This window comes from Rhodanobacteraceae bacterium, assembly GCA_024234055.1.
Classification (GTDB): domain Bacteria; phylum Pseudomonadota; class Gammaproteobacteria; order Xanthomonadales; family SZUA-5; genus JADKFD01.
The window spans coordinates 117,191-138,880 of record JACKOW010000009.1 but is presented as its reverse complement, the minus strand read 5'-3'; the positions used below and the strand labels follow the sequence as shown (position 1 = coordinate 138,880).

Here is a 21,690-nt window from a genome sequence, read left to right as displayed (position 1 = left end):
TGGAGCCCATCGGCAATGAACTCTCCCGCGAACTATCCCATCGGCACACCCGGCACGGCCTGGGGCGCGGCGGAAGTCGCCGAGTGGCGCGCACTGCAGCGGCGCCAGCGCAGTTATCAGGACGAGGTGCTGAGCGCCATCGATGCCTTGCGCTCGCGCTTCGACCTGCTCCAGTACGGACATCTCGACCACGATCCCGCGCGCTATCCGCTGTACGCGATCAAGAGCCGCGACTGGCGCGAGGAACTGCCGATCGTGCTGGTCACCGGCGGCGTGCATGGCTACGAGACCAGTGGCGTGCACGGCGCCCTGCGCTTTCTCGACCGGCATGCGCAGGACTACGCGGGACGGGTCAATCTCATCGTCGCCCCCTGCCTGAGCCCCTGGGCGTACGAGATGATCCATCGCTGGAATCGCGACGCCGTGGATCCGAACCGGTCTTTCCGTGCCGAGAGCCCGGCCCAGGAATCCGCCGCGCTGATGAACCTGATCGCGCCGCTGAAGGATCGGGTGCTGGTGCACATCGATCTGCACGAGACCACCGACAGTGATGAAAGCGAGTTTCGCCCGGCGCTGGCAGCCCGCGATGGCAAGCCCTTCGAGCCCGGGGAGATCCCCGACGGCTTCTATCTGGTCGATGACACCGAGCAGCCGCAACCCGAGTTCCAGCAAGCCATCATCGACGCCGTGGCCAAGGTCACGCACATCGCACCAGCGGACCAGAACGGCGAGATCATCGGCTCGACGGTCGTCTCCCCAGGCGTTATCCGCTATCCCTTCAGGGCGCTCGGCCTGTGCGCCGGCATCACCTCGGCCCGCTTCAAGACCACCACCGAGGTCTATCCCGACAGTCCCAGCGCGAGCCCGGAGCAATGCAATGCGGCGCAGGCGGCGGCGGTGTGTGCGGCCATCGACTTTGCGCTGGCGTGGCTCGCCGAGGCCTGATGACGCCAGCGCCGGCGATACGGCGCGCCACCTTACGAACCTGCCGGCGTCATGCCTCCCGGTCCAGGATTTCGGGAGGCTGGCGTCCATTGTGAAGGATCAACAAGAAACACCGTTGGCCAGTGCATATGGGCCCATGCTTGGCGCAAGATTCAGCTTGGGTTAACTATCCCAATACGAGCGAGGACAGCGCAACCTGCCCTCGACGAAGTTCAGCATGGCCAGGCATCGGAGTAGGTATGGGCAAACGCATCGCGTTGTTGTGCTTGTTGGTCGCGTTCGGCAGTGCCGCGCTAGCTCAGGGCCGGGCTCAAGTCCTTGCCGACAGCGGCTTTCGCCCGGTGCCCGATGGCTTCGGATTCGCCAACTGGGGCGGAAACCAATATCCCCATGCCAAGCTGACCGCCGACGATGTCTCCTTCCTGTTTGGCGATCAGGTCTGCGCCCGCAAGCAGGGGGATACCTGTATCCCGACGCCGGCTGCGCAGCTATGGATTGATCAGGCCAACAAGAATACGGAGGGCGGGCACTGCGAAGGCATGGCCGCACTCAGTTCGGCCTTCTACCTCAAGCAGGAGAAGGTCGATAACTTCGGCGCGAAGCAGCCACATGAGCTGAAGCCCGACGACGAGTGGTTGATGCGCACGATCTCTACCTACGCGGTGACGCAGTACGTGGATCCGGTCAGTGCCACCGTCACGAATACCCAGAAGTGGTCCCTGCAACAGATTGTCGACGAACTCATCAAGACCCTGAAGGCCCGCAACGACTACCCCCGGATTGGAATCTGGGGTGACAGCGGCGGCCACGCGGTGACCCCATATCGGGTCGAGCAGAGTGCCCCAGGTGTCTACCGGGTGTTCCTCTACGACAACAATTACCCGGGGGCCGAGCGCTACCTCGATATCGATGTGCCGAAGAACCGTTGGGTTTACGGCTTTGCAGCGCTGAATCCCAGTCAGGACCCGAAGCCCTGGCAAGGGTCTGCGGGCACGATGGCGCTCACCCAGCTGTCGGTGCGCTATCAGCCGCTCAAGTGTCCGTTCTGCCCCAAGACCCCGCAATCCGGACCGAAGGCGACGCCCAAGCCGCAGCCGGCACCCAAGCCACAGGCGAAGCCGAACGCCAAGCCTCAGGCGAAGCCGACTGCCAGGCCCCAGGCCAAACCCAAGCCGAAACCGCAGGCCAAGCCCAAGACGGCGCCCCAGCCCAAGCCGAAGGCACCTGCCACCCGACCCAGCTCGGCGCCGAAGCGTCCGCCGGCAGCACCGACCGACACCTGGACGGTGTACACGCCCAGTCGCTGCACCCAGGTACAGGCCGTAAGCCGGGGTAGCCAGAAGCAGCTGTCGATGGGGGCCGCCGGCGCCAGCAACGGCATCGATGGCGCGTCGATGCGACCGATCTTCGGCTCGCAGGGCTGCGTGGTGCAACTGCCGCGCAATCAGGAATACGACGTCAAGCTGGTCGATGACGGACGCCCGTCCGACAACCCGAAGTCCGAGGTCACGGTCTTCACCGACGAGAAGGTCTATCAGGTCAGCGATGTCGAGGTTGGCGGCGGTGCGACGGAGACCGTCCGTTTCAGCGGTGACGATTTTGTCTACGAAGCCGGCGCCAGGCAGAAGCCCACCATCCGCGTCGCCGATAGCCGCGGCCAGTACGAAGTCAGCGACTTCGAGATTCAGAAGGGTCGCAGCTTCAAGGCCGAGGAGGACGACAGCGGGCGCATTGCCTTCAGTGATGACGATCCGGACCTGGACGCCTACAACATCGACGTGGAAATCGTCGGCGACGAGGAGACGCTGGAATACGAGCTCGAGGATGTCAGTGCGGGCGACGATGGTCAGGTACTGATGGACATCGACGACGAGGGCGAACTCGACTTCGACGTCGACAGCGATGGCGACGGTGAAGGCAACTATTACGACGAAGACGACGACAACGACGGCACTCTGGATGAAGTCGACACCGACGACGACAACGATGGCGTGGCTGACGACGAAGATGAGAACTATCTCGGCGAGCCTGACGACGACTATTCGGACGACGGCGCCGACGAAGACGACGACGGCGCCGACGAAGGTGACGACGACGCCGCTTACGACGACGAAGACGACAGCGCCGACGAAGGGGATGACGAGGCTGCCTACTACGACGAAGACGACAGCGCTGACGACGGCGATGATGACGCCGCCTACGACGACGAAGACGACAGCGCCGATGAAGGTGATGACGACGCCGCCTACGACGACGAAGACGACAGCGCTGACGAAGGTGATGACGAGGCTGCCTACGACGACGAAGACGACAGCGCTGACGAAGGTGATGACGAGGCTGCCTACGACGACGAAGACGACAGCGCTGATGAAGGTGATGACGAGGCTGCCTACGACGACGAAGACGACAGTGCTGATGAAGGCGACTACGGCTCCGATGAGAGCGAGGACTACGGCTCAGAGGACAGCGAGGACTACGGCTCCGATGAGGCCGAGGACTACGGCTCCGATGAGAGCGAGGACTACGGCTCAGAGGACAGCGAGGACGAGGGCGAGGGCGATTACGACGAATAGGGCTTGAGTCTGATCTTCCGCCGCTCTACCTGGCTGATTCCCGCGCTCCTGATCACGGGAGCGCGGGATCAGAAAGTTCAACGCTCGACCTCAATGGTCTGCGCCGAGGCCCGCAGCGGCTGTTGCGCGCCACCCGCCAGGGCCCGAGTGAGCATCCCGCCAAAGAGCAGAACGAGTACGCCACCGGTCGCACCGATGGCAGCGTGCAGGCCCCAGAACTGGGCCGGAGTCATGCGCTCGTAGTAGCCGCCAATCCAGCCGATCAGGTTGTTGGCCACAAACAGAGTGGTGAAGGCCACGCCCATCATGGTGGCATTGACGCTGGCCGGTGCCGTGCGTGAGACCAGCGCCAGCAAGGTCGGCCAGTAGTACAGGAAGGCGATGCCCATGCCGGCGCAATAAAGCATGGGCCAGACCGGGTGCACCGGGGCACCATCGGCAATCAGGATCGCGGCAACCAGGATCAGATTGCTCAGGGCTGCCAACCAGGCGCCGATGCCGATCTTGGCCAGATCACCGGGCTCGCGTCGGCGTTCTGCCTGCTTGCGCCAGATCCAGAACAACAGCGGCACCCCGAGTATGCTGAACAGTGGATCGATGGACTGGTACCACGGCACCGGAATCGTGAAGCTGCCGACCTCCAGCGCCACCTGCGCCTGTATCCAGACCGGCAGCACATTGGCCAACTGATAGTAGGCGACCGACTGGAAGATGCTGATCAGCATCACCGCGACCAGCGCCAGGATCACGCCCCGGTCGGCGGCAGTGAGCCTGTCGCGCTCGAAAGTGCAGCGTTCCACCCGCGCCGGCAGATGCCGATAGCCGACCAGATAGGTGGCGAGGCCAGCCAGCATGAAGATCGCCGCCATGCCGAATCCGTAGTGCCAGCCATAGACCTTCGCCAGCAAGCCGGTCAGCAGTGGGCCGGTGACGGCGCCGACATTGATGGCCACGCTGAAGATCGCGAATCCGCGAGTCCGCAACGCCTCTTCATCGCGCGGGTAGAGCGCTCCCACCTGGGCCGAGATATTGCCCTTGAGGAAACCCGAGCCGACCACCAGCAGCACCAGCGCCAGCAGGAAGGACTGCTCGAAGGCCATCGCCAGATGACCACCGGACATGCACAGCGCGCCGATCACCACCGCATTGCGCTGGCCAATCCAGCGATCGGCAATCCAGCCCCCGAACAAGGGCGTGAGATAGACAAAGCCGGCGTACAGACCAAAGATCTGCGAAGCCAGCGCCTGCGTCGACAGGGGCCCGAACAGCGATTCGACCGCTGCCCGGAATCCGGCGAAGCCGACGATGTTCTCCACATGCCCGGGCAGCAGCAATTCGTTGACCATGTACAACACCAGCAGCGCGGTCATGCCGTAATAGGAAAAGCGCTCCCAGGCCTCGGTGAAAGCCAGGTAGTAGAGGCCCTTGGGATGACCGCCAATGCCGGCACTGGCGGATGACGGTGCGGGTTTGTTGAACGTGCTCAACGCCTTCCCCTGATTGGAAGCTAGCGCAGAGCCGAGCTCCGCTGCGATCGCCCATTCTGCCCCAGATTGACCTGCATCAAGGCAGGCAATCCGCAGCGGACTAGGCTGCAGTCATGAACATCCAACTGCCCTTTGCTGATCGCACCGCCGCCGCACACCTGCTGGCCAAGGCGCTGGACGAGTACCGTGGCCATCTGCCACTCGTCCTCGCGCTGCCACGGGGCGGTGTTCCGATCGGCCAGGTCATCGCCGGGGAACTGGGCGGCGATCTGGACATGGTTCAGGCGCGCAAGATCGGCGCTCCTTTCAACAGCGAGCTGGCCATCGGCGCCGTGGCGGAAAACGGCTGGCGCTTCGTCTTCGACAGCACGGCAGAGATGGACATCAGCGCCGCGCAGATCGATGAACTCGCCGAGCGCGAGCTGGCCTTGATGCGCAAGCGGCGCCAGGACTGGGTCCAGGGACGACCGCCACCCCAGGTTCGCGGGCGACTGGTTCTGGTGGTCGACGATGGCATCGCCACCGGTGCCACCATGATCGCGGCGATCGAGTCACTGCTGCCGCAAAAACCCGCTCGCCTGATCTGCGCCACACCCATTGCCTCTCGCGACTGCCTGTCGCGGCTGCGCGAGATCACCCACGATCTGGCCTACCTTGCTGCTCCTGAAGACTTTCGCGCAGTCGGTCAGTACTACATCGACTTCCGCCCGGTCGAGGATGTGGAGGTCAAGGCGATACTGGCGCCATTTGCGATTGCGGCGAAACCGGACTAGCAGCCTGTCCCATTTACGGATCGCGGGCGCCGATGGACCTGCAGGTACTGACCACGCAACAACGCCAGCGCATCCGGGAATCATTGCGAGCCACCTGTTTCGACCTGAAACTGCCCACAGGCCATGAACCACAATCCCGCCCGTAGGAGCGACCTCGCGTCGCGACCGGCAAGTCGCACGTCCGACGCAGCAGTCGCGCCGCAAGGGCGCTCCTACAGGTGAACCAAGCAAATCAACGACTTGCGACATGGGTTCATGGAGAGCCACCTGTATCGGCCCAGCAATGCGCACGGGCCATGAGCCCTTGCAGGTACGAAGCTGCCTTGAGGAGGGACGCGCGCCTGCGCGGCCGCTCTTGATCCCCGCTCAGCGCGAAGCGGCGCCGCAGCGCGGCGCCCTCCACAACAGCGCCCCGATACCCCCGGTGCCCGGCGCTGGAATGCGGTTCATGGAGAGCGTAGCGAAGCAATCCAGGGGGCGTGCAGCGATACCATGGCGCGGCAGTCCTGATGCTTGGGCCGTTGCGTGTACCGGCCGCGAAGACGAGACTGTAGGCCCCAACTGCAGAGCCAGCCCCATGCCCACCCAGGCCTTTGAGCTTGAAGGCGAACATGTCGAGCTCAATCAGCTCTTGAAGCTCTGCGGCTTGTGCCACAGCGGTGGCGCCGGCAAGGCCCTGGTCGCCGCGGGCGAAGTGAGCGTCGATGGCCGCATCGAGACCCGCAAGACCGCCAAGATCCGCGCCGGGCAGGTGGTCACCCTGGGCCATGAGCGCATCGAGGTGCGCGCGGCCGCTGCCAATCCGGGGGGGCTGACGTAGAACCGGCTCTTGTAGGTCCAGACTCGTCTGGACGCGGTGGTCAATGTGGAGCAGAAGCGTCCAGACAAGTCTGGACCTGCGACGGCCACGGCCCATGAACCCTCAGCAGACGCTAACGGCGGAAGCGCTACTATCCGCGTCCTTTCTCTCGTTGCGAGTTCTTCATGACCCTGTCCATGCACCATGCCTCGGTTCCGCTGTTCCAGCAGATGCTCAAGGCGCTCAGCGATGTCCTCGGCAAGGCCGCCGAATACGCGGCGGCGAAGAAGATCGAGCCTTCGGTGCTGCTGCAATCGCGGCTGTATCCCGACATGTTTCCGCTGACCCGTCAGGTTCAGATCGCCTGCGATTTCGCCAAGGGCGTGGCCGGACGTCTGGCCGGGGTTGATCTGCCGGTATTCGAGGACAACGAGCAGAGCATCGAGGACTTGCAGGCGCGCATTGCCGGCACCCTGGCTTTCATCGGCGACCTTGATGCAGCGGCTTTCGACGGCAGTGAGGCCCGCGAGATTGTGCTGCGCCCGGGCACGCCGAAGGAGCGCAAGCTCGACGGTCGCAGTTATCTGATCCACTACGGGCTGCCGCAGTTCTTCTTCCATGTCACCACGGCCTACGCACTGCTGCGCCACAACGGCGTCGAGATCGGCAAGAAGGACTACATGGGCGCTTACTGAGCGTCGAAGAACGTCATCTTGGTCCGTAGCTTGCCACCAGGCCCTGTGTCGCCGCCTGCGAATGACCGTTGTCACGCAGGCCCTGCGGGCCAACGTAACCTGCCTTCGAACCTGGCTCCGCTCCAGAAAATCCCGCGCACGGGCAAGGCGACCGTCGATGCGCCTGTGTAGAGCCACGCGAACCCCACAGGGTATGCTGTGCGCACTGTCACCCGGTCGGCGAAGATGACGCGGCAGCCAGCTTTCGATCACCCTGCTTCAGCCGCGGAGCCCCATCTCCGTCGGCCTTTGCCATCGGCTTGATGTCAGCCCCGGGCGCCCGCTTGCGTGTCGCCATGATGCGATTTGCACTGCTGGCGCTGATCGGGCCGTGGTCGGCACCGCTGTGGGCGCTGCCATCGGATCGCGCCCTCAACGAATACACCCTGACTCACTGGAACAGCAGCGACGGCCTGGCGCACAACATGGTCACGACCATGGCACAGACCGGCGATGGCTATCTGTGGCTGGGCAGCTTCGAAGGCCTGTCGCGCTTCAACGGCCACGAGTTTCGGGTCTATGACGACCAGACCCTGCCATTCACCGGGGTCAACGGCATCCGCGGGCTGGTCGTCGATGGTGGCCGTCTCTGGGTCAGCACCTCACGCTCGGGCTTGTTCGCGCTGGACTCCTCGGGCTGGCAGCGCTACGGCCCTGAACAGGGCCAACCCTTCGAACAGATGCTCGGCGCCGAACTCGGCGGCGATGGCTGGCTGTGGCTGATCGGTGAGGAAAACGGCATCGCCCGCTGGCGACCTGGCCGAGAGGCGCTACACATCAATCACGCTTCCGGTCTGGCGCACGACACCGTTTATGTCACCCTCGGCGATGGCGCCGGCGGGGTCTTTGTGGGCACCGCCGCGGGGCTTGACCATGTCAATGCCGATGCCGTGGTCGAACACTGGGGTGCCCAGCGTGGTCTACCGCCCGGACCGGTACGCAGCGTTCAGCGAGCGCCGGATGGCAGCCTTGCCGTCACTGTCGGCGGCAAGGTGGGCTGGATCAGCGACCGCGGCTACCGTCCGCTGAGCGGCACTCGGGTACCGGGCTCAGCCCAGGTATTGCTGTACGACAACGATGGCGGGCTGTTGATCGGCACCGCCGATCAGGGCTTGTGGCGCCACAGTCCGCGCGGACTGGAACAGCTTGATCGCCGTCACGGCCTGCACGGCAATCGGGTGGTGTCGCTGTTCGAAGACCGCGAGGGCGATATCTGGATCGGCTCCGCCGACGGCCTCTACCAGCTGCGGGATCTGCGCTTTTCCACCATCGATGAACGCCACGGCATCGGCGAGGGCTATGTCCGGGCGCTCTGGGAACAGCCGGCCGGCACGCTCTGGATCGGCAGTACCGACGGCCTCTATCGCCGTGACGGCGACAGCGTGCAGCGATTCGGTCGCGAACAGGGCCTGCCGAATGAATCGATCCTGGCGCTTGCCTACTCCAGGTCACAAGGCCTGCTGGTGGGCACCTTCGGCGGCGGTCTGGTCCGTATCGCCGACGATCGCGCCCAGCCCGTGCCTGGAACCGAGGCTTTGGCCAGTTTGCAGGTTAGAGCACTGTTGCCGCACTCCGATGGCAGTCTTTGGATCGCCAGCAACAGCGGCCTGTTTCATCTGCGTGGCCAGCGACTGACCCGTTACGGCCGCGACAATGGCCTGCCGCGGGATTTCACCATGGCCCTCAGCGAGGGCGCCGATGGCGAGATCTGGATTGGAAGCTCCGGCGGACTGGTGCGTTTTGACGGCCAGCAGTTCCAGAGCTATGGCCCGCAGCAAGGACTCCAGGCTGAAGACGTGTTTTCGGTGCTGGTCGAGGCCTCGGGCGAGCTCTGGATCGGCAGCAATCGCGGACTGAAACACTACGCGCAAGGCCGATTTCTGGATGTGCCGGGCGACGATCCTGCCTTCAACACCAGTCTGTTCCAGATTCTGAAGGACCGGCGCGGCGATGTCTGGATCAGCAGCAACCGCGGCATTTTCCTGGTATCGGGCTCGGAGCTGGCCGCCGTGCGCGCCGGACGAAGCGGACCGGTGCACGTCAGGCGTCACGATCGCAGCGATGGCATGAGCAGCGAACAGGCCAACGGCGCCTCACAACCTGCCGGAATTGCCATGGCCGACGGCAGCCTGCGCTTCGCCACCGCCGTCGGCGTTGTCGTGGTCACACCGGAGCGACGCTTTCCGCAACGCCCGGTGCGTCTGGATCCAGTCATCGAATCGATCCATGTCGACGGTGAAGACATGGCCATCACCGAAGGCCAGCGCCTGCCGGCCGGTACGCGCCGGGTGGAGTTTCGCTATGTCGGGTTGAGCCTGCTGGCACCTGAGCGCGTGAGCTATCGGCACCGACTGCTGGGATTCGACGAGCATTGGGTGGAAGTCGGCAACCAACGTCTGGCCTCGTACACCAATCTGGCTCCGGGCAGCTATCGCTTCGAAGTCGAAGCCGCCACGGCAGAGTCCGCAGCGCAGCGCACGGCACTGGAATTCTCCATCGAGCCATTGTGGTGGCAACGCGCGAGCACGTTGGCACTGGGCGGCGTGCTCGGCCTGTCACTGATGACGCTGGCCTGGCGCCGGCGTACCACCCAGCTGCGTCATCGCAGCGCCGAACTGGAACGGCTGGTCAACGAGCGCACCCGTGATCTGCAGGTCACCGCGCGCGAACTGGCGCAGGCCGACCAGGACAAGAACCTGCTGGTGGAGAAATTGCGCGAGCAGGCCGAAGCCTTCGAACGTCAGGCGCGAGAGGACTGGCTGACCGGCCTGCCCAACCGCCGTGCCTTCGAAGAGCTGCTGCAACAGCAGATTCAACGGGCCGGCGCCTCGGCCTCGCCGCTGTGCGTGGCCCTGGCCGATATCGATCACTTCAAGGACATCAATGACCGCCATTCGCACGCCACCGGCGATCGTGTGCTGATCGCCGTGGCCGAAGCCCTGCGTGAGGGGGCCGGTGCCGGCGCGCTGATTGCCCGCTGGGGCGGCGAGGAGTTCATGCTGCTATTCCCCGACTGCAGCCGTGAGCAGGCCTTGCAACGCTGCGAGCAGCTGCGCGCCGCGATCGCCGCGCGTGTGCCTTTCTTCGGCGACGGCGCGCCGCAACAAGTCACGTTGAGCTTCGGAGTCGCCGAGTTCTGCGATGCCACGGGCGGCAGGGAGCGCCTGTTGAGTCAGGCTGATCGGCGCCTGTACCAGGCCAAGGACGCCGGACGCAATTGCGTGCGCTGAGTGGGGCACGGGGCACGGGGCACGGGGCACGGGGCACGGGGCACGGGGCACGGGGCACGGGGCACGGGGCACGGGGCACGGGATGAAAGCACAGAACGGCGTCATTGCGCGCCACCTGTTTCGCCCCGACACTGCCCAAGGGCCATGAACCACCCGCGTGCCTGGAGCGACCTTGCGTCGCGACCGGCCAGCTGCAAGTCCGCAACAGTCATCGCGTCGCAAGGGCGCTCCTACAAGAGAACACGGCTGGCAGTGAGCGCACTTCTGCCTAGCCCGCATTTCTCACACTAAGTAGTGCACCGGGGTTCTCAAATCAGATAAAGTTGAGTTGCGAGAACAACTTAGCTGAGATTTGCGGAGAACCCCGATGCCGACACAGTGTAGCGCGACGAGCACGATTTTTGAGCAAGTGGATGGTCGTCAGGTGGTTGTCGGATTTGATGGCGGCGAGATCACGTCGGACGCGGGCGCACTGCTTCTGGGTCGCGTCGATGATTCGATCAAGCTCATGGATCGGCTGGCCGGGTGCTTTCAAGATGGTCGAGATCCTGAGTTGATCGAGCATTCGGTGCGGACGCTGGTGATGCAGCGTGTGGTTGGGATCGCACTGGGCTACGAGGATCTGAACGATCACGATCAGTTGCGGCACGATCCGGTGTTGGCGGTGCTGGCGGGCAAGCTCAAAGCGCAGCGCAAGGACTGTGCGCCGTTGGCGGGCAAGTCGACGCTGAATCGGTTGGAGCATGCGCCGAAGGCGACGCCGGGTGAGCGTTATCGAAAGATTGCGCATCATCCGGAGCAGATCGAGTCGTTGTTTGTGGATTTGTTTTTGGAGGCGCACGAGACGCCGCCGGAGTCGATCGTTCTGGATTTGGATGCGACCGACGACCCGCTCCATGGGGATCAGGAGGGGCGGTTCTTTCATGGCTATTACGATGGTTACTGCTACCTGCCGTTGTACGTGTTTTGCGGCAAGCATCTGCTGGCAGCGAAGCTGCGCCGGTCGAACATCGACGGCAGCGCGGGCGCGGTTGAAGAGATGGATCGGGTGGTGGGACAGATCCGCAAGCGCTGGCCCAAGGTGCGGATCACGCTTCGGGCGGACAGCGGTTTTGCACGCGAGGAGCTGATGGCGTGGTGCGAGAGCAACGCCGTTGACTACGTGTTTGGACTGGCCAAGAACGCGCGTTTGATCGAGGTGCTCGAGCCGGCTTTGGCGCGGGCTCAGGCGCGCCAGGCGCGCAGCGGAAAGGCGGAGCGGGAGTTCACGGATTTCCGTTATTCGACGCGCAAGAGTTGGAGTCGTGAGCGCCGCGTGGTGGGCAAGGCAGAACAGTTACCGGGTCTAAGCAATCCGCGCTTTGTGGTGACCTCGCTGACATCCGAGACGTGGTCAGCGCGAGCGCTGTACGAAGATCTGTATTGCGCTCGCGGGGAGATGGAGAACCGCATCAAGGAATGCCAAGGGGACCTGTTCGCGGATCGCACGTCGACGGCCACCATGCTCGGCAACCAGTTGCGTCTGTGGTTGTCGTCGTTTGCCTATGTCCTGATGGACGCGCTGCGGCGAAAAGCACTCGCCGGCACTGAATTGGCTCAGGCAACCTGCGGCACGCTGCGTTTGAAGTTGCTGAAGATCGGCGCCTGGGTCGTTCGGAGCGTTCGTCGGGTTCGTATCGCGATGGCGTCGAGCTTCCCGTACCAGGACTTGTGGAGCGCCAGCTACGCTCGTCTTGCCGACAGCGGCTGATTGAAACCAGCGATCCTGCGTCAACGGCCCCTTCCGGGGCTACGGCCGTCGGCGGCGGGCAATAAAGTCAAACAAATCAGCAAGAAAAGCCACGACATCCCGCGCCAAAATGAGCGGAAATCGAACACCAAGCGCCGTTCTGCCGCCGGTGCGGACGAACGATCTTCAACCACCGCAAGAAACAACGTCCCGCAACCGTTGAAGCGAGGGGGTGTGAGAAATGCGGGCTAGGGGTCAGGAACCCGATGGCGAGATCGAAGCAGCTTGAGGAGGGACGCGCGCCTGCGCGGCCGCTCTTGATCTTCTGGCACCCGCAAAGCGGCGCGGCGAAGCAATCCAGAAGCAAGGTCGCAAGTTCCTGGATTGCTTCGTCACTGCGTTCCTCTCCATGAACACATATCGCAAGTCGTTGATTTGCTGTTGTAGGTCACGTTGCTCGCGTGGCGAGCTACGTGACGCAATTCGATGTCACACGTCCGCTGACGCGGACAACATGACCTACGACATCGGGTTCATGGCCCGTGCGCAGTGTCGGGCCGAAACAGGCGGCTCGCAACGACGCCAGAATGCGAGCGCTACGCTGTACCTTGCTTGCGACGATTCGAAGCTCCGCGGCCCTCACTTCCCCTGCCCCGTTTCCCCTGCAATCCCCACCCTGCTAGCGTAGCCGCCCATGGCCCCAGACCCAGACGAGCACCTGAAGCACCGACTTGCCCCCTGGATCGTCGCCTTCGCCGGCATGCTGGTGCTGATGGTCAGCAACGGCATGGTGATTTCCGGCATCACTGCCTTCGACGAATCTCTGATTGGTGAGTTCGGCTGGTCGCGTGGCGATCTCAAGTTTCGGGATCTGATCACCCTGGTAGGCACTGGGCTGGTGGCGCCGTTCATCGGCGTGCTCATCGACCGCTTTGGCGTGCGCGTGCTGTTGATCGCCGGCAGCCTGATGCTGTCGGCGGGCTACCTGGGATACGCCGAGGTGCGCAGCATCTCCGATGTCTATCTGATCCATGCCCTGTTCGCTGCGGTGCTGGTGGCCAGTGGCATGAATGTCGCCGTGATCCTGGTCTCCGGCTGGTTTGTGCGCCATCGTGGCACGGCCATGGGTCTGGTGGTGCTTGGCACCAGTCTGGGCGGCGTGCTGTTTCCGCCGGCCATCAGCCTTCTGATTGCTGCGCACGGCTGGCGCGAGAGCTTCCAGCTGATGGCGCTGGTGCCACTGCTGTTGCTGCTGATCGGGGTGTTTCTGGCGCGCGCGCCGCGCGAGCTGGGTTTGCAGCCGCTGGGTGCCGACAGTCTGGCCAGCGATGCCCGCCCCCATGGACACGGCGACGATCTGACCCTGGCCCAGGCCACGCGCACGCTCTGCTTCTGGGCACTGGCAGCAGTGGCCGGGCTGAGCTTCTATTGCATGCTCGGCGTGATCTCCAGCCTGCGCCTGCATCTGCAGGATCTGGGTGCCGATTCACTGTCCGCGAGTCAGTCCTTTGCCTGGATGATGTCGATGGCGCTGGGTGGCAAGTTTCTGTTCGGCTTTCTCGCCGACCGCTTCAATCAGCGTCTGGTGTTTATCGCCAATCTGCTGATCATGTGGGTGGGCATCGTGCTGTTGGCGAGCATGAGCGTGAGCCTGGGACTCGCTGCGATCACCTTGCTGGGTCTGGGCTGGGGCGGCTTGTTCACGCTGATCCAGATCCAGGCGGTGAACCACTTCGGTCTCACCCATGCGGGCAAGATCCTGGGACTGATCACGCTGATCGATGCCAGCTGCGGCGGCCTCGGCGCCTGGCTCAGCAATGTGCTGTATGCCGGGCGGCAGAGTTACCAGTTCTCCTTCCAGATCATGGTGGGGCTGATGCTGCTGGCGCTGCTGGCAGCACTGGCGGTGCGCAGGCCGCGCCCCATGTCCTTGCGTACGCCGTAGCCGGTGTTCGCAAGCCATGGAGCGCGCGGCGATGGCCGGTGTCCCTGCGGGGACGATGCCGGCTTCTACTCGAAGCCATGGGCAAAAATCCCCGCGTAGTCATCGTCGAAACCGACGTTGCCGGGATCGCGCTAGTCCCGGTTTTCAGTGCTTCATGCCATCCGCCTGTGCCTTTGCCGCTGCCGGTACGGTCAAGGGCTGCTGCGTCGCCTCAAAGCCGTTGGCAAAGATGCCCTCCGGGACGATCAGGATGCTGGCAGTTGCCTGATTGTTGGCGGGTTGCAGATCGACAGTACCGGCCGGGGCGGTGATGGTGGCGGTATTGCTGAGCTGAGTTCCGACTGAGCTGCCGACCAGGCCCGAGACATCGAAGCGCAGATGTGTGCCGACCGGCAGGTCGACCGACACCGCCAGGTCTCCGCTTCCGCTGCCGGGGGTCGGACAGGGCGCACTGGAGGCTTCCGGCAGGCAGGCCCAGAGCGGGCTGAGCAGATCCAAGGGCATGGGATCGGCGAGGCTGGCGCCGATGACATCGTTGGGCCCGGCATTGGCCACCGTCAACGTGTAGACCACGGGGTCCCCGGTTTGGGCCACGGCCACGCTGGCCTTGGCGATCTGCAGATCGGCACTGGGTTCGACCGTGATACTCAGGGTCAGCGGCGCGGAGGTGTCCTCGCCGCCGTTGGCCACGCCGCCGCTGTCGCGGACTCGCACCTGCACACTGGCCGTGCCACCGGTTCCGGTCAGGGTGTATCCGAGATCGCCGCTGGGCGCGTCGATGCCAAGGCTGCCGGCCTGCAGGATTCCGTCGGGGTCGCTGAGCGAGTCGAGCACAAAAGCCAGCGCAGTCTGGCTGACATCCTCATCGGGTGGGCCGGCATCGATGCCGGCAAATCCGGCGGCAGTCTGCGGGCCGCTGCTGCCGGCCGGCAAAGTGGGATCGGTACCCAGTTGCAGGGTTGGGGCATCGTTGACCGCCTGCACCTGCAGTTGCAACGTAGCGTCAGCGGACAGGCCGCCCGGGTCACTCACGGTCAGGGTCAGGGTGGCGCTGCCGTTGGCATCGGGCTCGGGTGTGATCACCAGGCTGCGGTTGCTGCCGCTGCCGCCCAGTCCGGCGGCCAGGGCGAGGTCGCTGACCAGACTCTGGTTGGAACTGCTGGCGGTGAGCAGCAGCATCGCTGGGTCACTCTGGGCATCACTCAATTGCACGGCAATGGCAGCCGATGGCGAGTCTTCCAGGATGGCCACGCTGGACTGCACGCTGATCGCCGGTGGGGTGTTTGAGGCCACCACCACACTGTGCGGCTCGGTCGCCGAAGTGCTGAAACGATGGGTCGTTGACTGCCCGAAGTGGGCCACCAACTCGCGAGCTCCGGCGCTGAGAAAGACCAGATCGCAACTGAACTCGACCGTGAGGCCGGTGCCCGCGCTCAGCGTGCTGCTGCTGCAAGTCTCCCCGGTGGAGGCGGTGATGACGATTTCGCCATCGGCCGGTTGGGACGTACTGCCGGTGACGACCACGTGGACCGTGACCGCCTCGCCCGCCACGGAGGGATTCGGATCGGTCGGCATGAGATCGGTGCTGCTCTGATCGAGGCCGACGCTCTGGTAGTCGTCGTCTATCTCGTCGTTGTTGAGGTCGCGCGACTCGTAGGCGCCGGCGTCGCAGCCATCGTCCACGTTGGCGACATCGGGATCGTCCCAGGGGCGCGAGTAGCCGCGGGCATCGACAGTGACGCCCGTGGCACTGCAGCTGCCGGCCTCGTGGGCGGGGTTGCCGATGACGACCGGGTGGGTCGGCAGGCAGCTGCCGTCGGGCAGCGCCGTGCTGCAGCCGTACTCGCCCAGCGGCAGCAGCGAAGGGCCGACGTCCAGCACGTCGGTTCCAGCGTCGAAGGCGCACGCCCCGACCAGATCCGAGAGGACGTTGAAGCCAAGGCTGCTCAGGTAGGGCAATGGGCCGGAGAAGCCCGGGTCGAAACAGGCGGAGCTCGTGCTCGTCCCGCCGACCGTAGCGATGTTGCCCTCGAAGAGGGACCCGAGGACCGTGACGCGATCGTTGGCGGAGATCCCCCCGCCTTCGGCCGAGCCGTTGCCGCCGGACCCACTCCCCGCCAAGGCCTCGTTGGCGGCGAAGGTGGTGTGCTCGATCGCGAGCGGCAGGTCCACGGTATCGATGAAGAGCGCGCCGCCGGCTCCGATTCCACCGGCGCCGTCGACGCTGTCTCCCCCGTGGGTTGTGTTCCTGGAGAACGTCACGGTATCGATCTGCGTCACCCCGTAGGCGAAGACGGCTCCGCCGTTGGCGTCGCCGCCGCCGGCGGCGCCACCGACCCCGCCTTCCGCCCGGTTGCCCGCGAAGCTGATCCGGACGAGGCTCGTCCCGCCTCCTCGGTCGTCGGTGCTGAGAGCGCCTCCCTGCACAATTCCGCCTAGGACGTCACCGTCGCCTCCGCGCGCCACGTTCTGGGAGAAGAGGGAATCGGTGATCGTCGCGCCGTCTCCATAGAGGAAGAGGGCGCCGCCCTTCGAATTCCCTCCGCTGGCTCCGGAACGATCGGCGGCTTGGGCAAGGTTGCGCTCGAAGATCACCCCGGTGATCGTGGGATCGCCGTCGACGTAGGCCGCGCCGCCATCTGCCCAGAGCTCGGTCGAGCGGACTTCGTTGTCGGCGAAGCGGCTGGCGGACAGGGTCCCGAGCGCGCCGCCGTCCCAGAGGGCCCCGCCCTCGGCCCTCGGGCCCGACGCGACATTGCTCTGGAACAGGGCCCCGTCGATGCTCGTCGTCGCGGTCGCGGCGGCCCAGAGGGCGCCGCCCTGAGCGACGAAGCCGTCCGAGCGGGCGCTGTTGCCGACGAAGGTCGAGTCGACAATTGCCAGGACTCCGTTCCCGTCGACGAGTACCGCACCGCCCTGGTCGGCGCAACCGTTGGCCAGGATCAGCCCTTCGAGCGTCAGCGCTCCGCCGTCGGTTACCTGGAGCAAGCGGAACTCGTCGATGGGATCGGCGACGTCGCAGACGAAGGACGGGTCGCGCTCGATCCTCGAGCCTGCCGTGCCCGCGCGGATCACGATCGCGCTGGTGACGTCCGGCAGACCCGCGTAGGCGCCGCCGATCTCGGTCGACCGCGCGGGGTCGGCCGCGGTGAGGACCGCGTCGACCGCCAGCTCGATCACGTCGCTGCCGATCCGCTCGTCGATGCAGCCGCCGACCGTGGCGTCGCGGTTGGCGGCCTCGATCGCGTCGCCCAGCGTGCAGGCGACACCGTCGACGACGTGGGTGTCGACGCCGGTCAGCCCGAAGTCACCGCTTACTGTCAGGTCGCCGGTGATCGTGACGGTGCAGCTGTCGCCGGCACAAAGCCACCCGCTGCCGACGGCTGAGCCGGGATCCGGCGTCGCGGTCAGCGTCACGACCGTGCCCTCGGGGAACGCCTCGCTGCAGTCGGTACCGCAATCGATGCCCGCCGGGTCGCTCGTGACCGTGCCTGAGCCGTTGCCGGTCAGGACCACGGTCAGGGTGCGGAGCGTCGCCCCTACGGTCAGGGTGACCTCGGCGGTGTCCGTGAGCTCGCCGTCTGAAAGAACGTAGGTGAAGCTGTCCACGCCTTGGTACCCGGCGTCCGGCGTGTAGACGAAGCTGCCGTCGGGATCGAGCGCCAGCGTGCCGTGCAGGGGACCGCTGTCGAGCGATGCCGTCAAGGTCTCGGCGCCCTCGTCCCCGTCGCTGTCGTTCGCCAGGATGCCCGGCGCGGCGACGGCGAGGGGCGAGTCCTGGATCGTTTCGTAGGTGTCGTCGACGGCGACGGGCGCGTCGTTGACCGGCGTCACCGTCAGCGTGACCACGGCCGTATCCGTGACGCCCGGGTCGTCCACCAGGGTCGCGCGATAGGCGAAACCATCTACCCCGTTGAAGTTCGGAGCGGGGGTGTAGACGAACCCGCCGTCGGCGTCGAGCGTCACCGTGCCGTGCGTCGGAGCTACATCCACGGTCAGCGTCACCGGGTACGCGGCGTCATTGGCTGACACGCCCGGGGCGGCCACCGCCAGCGGCGTGTCCTCGATCGCCCCATAGGCGTCGTCCAGGGCCAGCCCCGAGAGCGGTCGGACCTCGATCGCAACCGTCGCCGCCGCCACGTCGGGCCACCCCACGAGGGTGTACCTGAAGGAGTCGGCTCCCGTGAAGCCGGGTGTGGGCGTGTAGTCGAATCCTCCGTCGGCGGCCAGGTCGACCGTGCCGTGCGTGGGCGGCGTGTCCAGTGCGACCGTGTAGGGACCGCTCTGGTCGTTGCTGGTCACGCCGGCCGCGGCGTCGACGCGGAAGGTCAGATCCTGAACCGCCGTGTAGTTATCGTCCGTCAGGGCGCATCCGTGATCGTTGCGGTAGACCCGGGTGATCCGGTTGCTGCCGGTGGAGCCGCTCAGCAGGATATCGAGGTCGCCGTCACCGTCGTAGTCGCCCCACTCGACGGAACCTTCCTGGACGCCCGGCAACCCGGTCTGGATGGTGACGAAGGCGCCGCCGTCGTTGCGATAGAGACGGGTCACGGCCTGGGACCCGCTCTGACCGATCAGAAGGATGTCGAGATCGCCGTCCGCGTCGTAGTCGCCTGCCGCGAGGGCGCTGTCCGAAACCCTCAGCAGCCCAGCCGGCCTTTCCACGAAGCTCCCACCGTCATTGCGATAGACCAACGTCTGCGAGCCGGCGAGCGACGAACCGGTCAAGAGGACATCGAGATCGCCATCGCCATCGACGTCCGCCCACTCACCCTCGCTTCGGTAGACGTCCCGCATCGTGGACCGATCGACGAATGTGCCTCCCTCATTGCGGTAGAGGTACGTTTCTGGCGTGGCCTGGTTGACGCTGAGTCTCCGGGTTCCGGTCAGCAGGAGATCGAGGTCGCCGTCGTTGTCGTAGTCACCCCAGGCGACGCTGCCGTCGTAGAGGTCCGCCAGGCTCTCGGTGACCCGGGTGAAGCTCCCCCCATCGTTGCGGTAGAGCCGCGTGTCGCCGTATCGCACCGTCGTTGGGTCGAAGGGATACGGCATGACCAATGTCGCTCCTGCGACGACAAAGTCGAGGTCTCCGTCGTTGTCGTAGTCCCCCCAGGCAGCGTCGGCGTTGAGGAGTCCGGGCAGGCCAACGCCGGAATTGGTGAAGATCCCGCCGTCATTGCGGTAGAGCCGCGATGCGGACTCTCGGATCAGCAGGACGTCCAGATCGCCGTCGCCGTCGTAGTCCCCCCAGGCAACCGAACCGGACGAGGAGCCCGGGAGATTGGCGAGGGCGTTGGTGAACGTCCCGCCGTCGTTCAAATAGAGGTGGGTGATCTGACTGCTCGTTCCGGTCGAGCCGAGGACCAGGATATCCAGGTCGCCGTCGCCGTCGGCGTCGCCCCAGGCCACGTCGCTGTCACTCGCCCCGGTCAGGCCGGCTCCGATGTCGGTCCACTGGCGGGCGCAGGCCGGCGGCGCCGTCGCTCCCGCCGTGAAGCGAAGCTGGTGCGGCGTGGCGACTCCTCCGTCGGTACTGCGAACGCCATCGCTGATCGTCAGGTGCACGACCTCTCCCGCGAAGAACGATCCCGGGAGCAGCGTAACGGTGCCACCGTTCACGTCGAAATCCCAGGCGGTCCGTCCCATCGATCGATGCAGGCCCAAGGTCTGGGGCGAGACCGTGGTCGGATCGACGTCCGCGTCGAAGGTCAAGGTGATGTTGTTCCGGTCGGGATCCACGTTCAAGGCCTGGTGGACCGGGTCGCTTCCGGTGAGATCGGGCGCCGACAGGACGGTCAGAGTCACCCCAGCGGTGTCGGTCAACTGCCCGTCGGAGAGGACGTAGGTGAAGGAGTCGGTGCCGTTGAAGTCCGGGTTCGGCGTGTAGGTGAACGATCCGTTGGAGGCGAGCGAGAGGGTGCCGTGACTCACGTTGGACCCCAGCGAAACCGTCAGCGGCGACGAGTCGATGTCGCTGTCCACGCCGTTGCCGGTGTCGTCGGTGACGACGTTGCCCGAGAGCGTTCCGTCCTCGTTCACCGTGTAGGCGTCATCGGTGGCCACCGGCGGGTCGTTGACCGGAGTGACCGTCAGGGTCACGGTCGCCGTGTCCGTGAGCTCGCCGTCGGAGAGGACGTAGGCGAAGGAGTCAGTGCCGTTGAAATCCGGCTCCGGCGTGTAGGCGAACGATCCATTGGAGGCGAGCGACAGCGTGCCGTGACTCACGTTGGACGCCAGCGAAACCGTCAGCGTTGACGAGTCGATGTCGCTGTCCACGCCGTTGCCGGTGTTGTCGGTGACGACGTTGCCCGAGACCGTCCCGTCCTCGACCACCGTGTAGGCGTCGTCGGTGGCCACCGGAGCATAGGTTTCGATGGCACCGAGATCGCAGCCCGCATCCTGCCCGCGGGCCACGCCGCGCTGGTCGGTGGCGCCGTCGACGCCGCACCCGTTGACGTTGATCGGGATCGCGTCGCGTGCCGGGCTTGTCTGCTGCAAGGCGTGGGTCGGACCCACCCCGCCGTTGGCGGCGAGGATGTCGAGCGCCGGGTCACCGCTGAGGCTGGTCGGGGCGCCGAGGCAGCTGCCGTCCTCGATCAGGTTGTAGCCGCCGTCAACCGGGCCCGCGCCGATCTCGGCGCAGTCGCCGCCCCCTGTGCTGTTGGCGATGATCGTGGCGTAGAGCGTGAAATCAGCCGTCGCGGCGAGGCCACCGCCGCTCGACGCGCTGTTGTCGCTGAAAGTGCTGAAGCGGATGGACATCGGCGCGTCGGCGCCGGTGACCGCGCCGCCTTCGACGGCGGCGCTGTTGCCGCTGAAGGTGGAGTGCTCGATCACCATCGGAAGGCCCGAGTTGTTGATGGCCCCGCCGCTGTTCGTGGTCGCCGTGTTGCCCACGAAGCTGCTGCGTCGGACCGTGAGCGATCCGCCCTGGACCCAGATGGCCCCGCCGGCGACGGCCGAGTTGCCCTGGACCAGGCAGTTTTCGAGAAGCAGCGGTCCTTCGTGCCAGATCGCTCCGCCGAAGGAGGAGCTGCCGTTCTGCAGCACGAGGTTCTGGAGCGTCAGGTCGCCGGAAGGGGTGACGAAGGCGACGCGCCCGGCGCCCCCCGCATCGAGCACGGTGGGATTCGCGACGGGGTTCGGCGCTACGCTCCAGTTCCCGGCGGCATAGCCTCCCACCAGCGTCAGGGCCTTGCCGACGGAGACGATCTGGGTCCGTCCCGCGACGGTCTGCACCCCGGTGCAGGTGCCGGCGATCTTGAGGGTGGCGCCGGACGAAGCGGCGTTCACGGCCGCCTGCAGGGCGTCGCTGCCGTTGCCGCTGTAGTCGGTCGTGTTGTCGCCGGTCGCCTCGACGAAGCAGGTCTGGGCAGAGGCCGGGGCGGCGACGATGCAGAGCAGGGTCGCGAGGAAGACGACCGGAGCCAGGGCACGCAAGGTGCGGGAGGTCGGTAGCGGGCGAGCGATCATCG

General features: G+C 65.5%; 10 protein-coding genes. 8 read left to right on the top strand and 2 right to left on the bottom strand.

What is annotated here, in order from left to right; translation table 11 throughout:
• Positions 1-15: 15 nt before the first annotated feature.
• Complete coding sequence (locus H7A19_15180; GenBank protein MCP5476173.1) at positions 16-945, top strand: M14 family metallocarboxypeptidase; 930 nt, start codon at positions 16-18, stop codon at positions 943-945.
• A gap of 239 nt (positions 946-1,184) precedes the next feature.
• Positions 1,185-3,518 (top strand): hypothetical protein, encoded by a 2,334-nt coding sequence (locus tag H7A19_15175; protein ID MCP5476172.1) that lies wholly within the window; start codon positions 1,185-1,187, stop codon positions 3,516-3,518.
• Between the two features lie 77 nt (positions 3,519-3,595).
• Here H7A19_15175 and H7A19_15170 read toward each other — a convergent pair whose 3' ends face one another.
• Positions 3,596-5,005 (bottom strand): peptide MFS transporter, encoded by a 1,410-nt coding sequence (locus tag H7A19_15170; GenBank protein MCP5476171.1) that lies wholly within the window; start codon positions 5,003-5,005, stop codon positions 3,596-3,598.
• Between the two features lie 113 nt (positions 5,006-5,118).
• Between H7A19_15170 and H7A19_15165 the strand changes: the two genes are divergently transcribed.
• The 6 genes from H7A19_15165 to H7A19_15140 all read left to right on the top strand — a co-directional run bounded on the left by H7A19_15165 (position 5,119) and on the right by H7A19_15140 (position 14,215).
• The gene (locus tag H7A19_15165; GenBank protein MCP5476170.1) at positions 5,119-5,778 is read left to right on the top strand and encodes a phosphoribosyltransferase; all 660 of its coding nucleotides are present in this window, start codon (positions 5,119-5,121) and stop codon (positions 5,776-5,778) included.
• A 577-nt stretch (positions 5,779-6,355) separates the two neighbouring features.
• Complete coding sequence (locus H7A19_15160) at positions 6,356-6,598, top strand: RNA-binding S4 domain-containing protein (protein ID MCP5476169.1); 243 nt, start codon at positions 6,356-6,358, stop codon at positions 6,596-6,598.
• 164 nt (positions 6,599-6,762) lie between these two features.
• A complete protein-coding gene (locus tag H7A19_15155; GenBank protein MCP5476168.1) occupies positions 6,763-7,272 on the top strand; it encodes a DUF1993 domain-containing protein in 510 nt (169 codons plus the stop codon).
• Between the two features lie 335 nt (positions 7,273-7,607).
• Positions 7,608-10,541 (top strand): diguanylate cyclase, encoded by a 2,934-nt coding sequence (locus tag H7A19_15150; GenBank protein MCP5476167.1) that lies wholly within the window; start codon positions 7,608-7,610, stop codon positions 10,539-10,541.
• A 367-nt stretch (positions 10,542-10,908) separates the two neighbouring features.
• The gene (locus tag H7A19_15145; protein MCP5476166.1) at positions 10,909-12,291 is read left to right on the top strand and encodes an IS1380 family transposase; all 1,383 of its coding nucleotides are present in this window, start codon (positions 10,909-10,911) and stop codon (positions 12,289-12,291) included.
• A gap of 673 nt (positions 12,292-12,964) precedes the next feature.
• Positions 12,965-14,215: an MFS transporter gene (locus tag H7A19_15140; GenBank protein ID MCP5476165.1), complete on the top strand. Its 1,251-nt coding sequence runs from the start codon at positions 12,965-12,967 to the stop codon at positions 14,213-14,215.
• Between the two features lie 144 nt (positions 14,216-14,359).
• Here H7A19_15140 and H7A19_15135 read toward each other — a convergent pair whose 3' ends face one another.
• On the bottom strand, positions 14,360-21,688 hold the full coding sequence (locus tag H7A19_15135) for a tandem-95 repeat protein (protein ID MCP5476164.1): 7,329 nt from the start codon (positions 21,686-21,688) through the stop codon (positions 14,360-14,362).
• Positions 21,689-21,690: the final 2 nt, after the last annotated feature.

Excerpts from the sequence above, each read along its gene's own strand:
- H7A19_15145 (MCP5476166.1), top strand. The coding sequence starts at position 10,909 with ATGCCGACACAGTGTAGCGCGACGAGCACGATTTTTGAGCAAGTGGAT.
- H7A19_15140 (MCP5476165.1), top strand. The coding sequence starts at position 12,965 with ATGGCCCCAGACCCAGACGAGCACCTGAAGCACCGACTTGCCCCCTGG.
- H7A19_15150 (MCP5476167.1), top strand. The coding sequence starts at position 7,608 with ATGATGCGATTTGCACTGCTGGCGCTGATCGGGCCGTGGTCGGCACCG.
- H7A19_15135 (MCP5476164.1), bottom strand. The coding sequence starts at position 21,688 with ATGATCGCTCGCCCGCTACCGACCTCCCGCACCTTGCGTGCCCTGGCT.
- H7A19_15180 (MCP5476173.1), top strand. The coding sequence starts at position 16 with ATGAACTCTCCCGCGAACTATCCCATCGGCACACCCGGCACGGCCTGG.
- H7A19_15165 (MCP5476170.1), top strand. The coding sequence starts at position 5,119 with ATGAACATCCAACTGCCCTTTGCTGATCGCACCGCCGCCGCACACCTG.
- H7A19_15155 (MCP5476168.1), top strand. The coding sequence starts at position 6,763 with ATGACCCTGTCCATGCACCATGCCTCGGTTCCGCTGTTCCAGCAGATG.
- H7A19_15175 (MCP5476172.1), top strand. The coding sequence starts at position 1,185 with ATGGGCAAACGCATCGCGTTGTTGTGCTTGTTGGTCGCGTTCGGCAGT.
- H7A19_15160 (MCP5476169.1), top strand. The coding sequence starts at position 6,356 with ATGCCCACCCAGGCCTTTGAGCTTGAAGGCGAACATGTCGAGCTCAAT.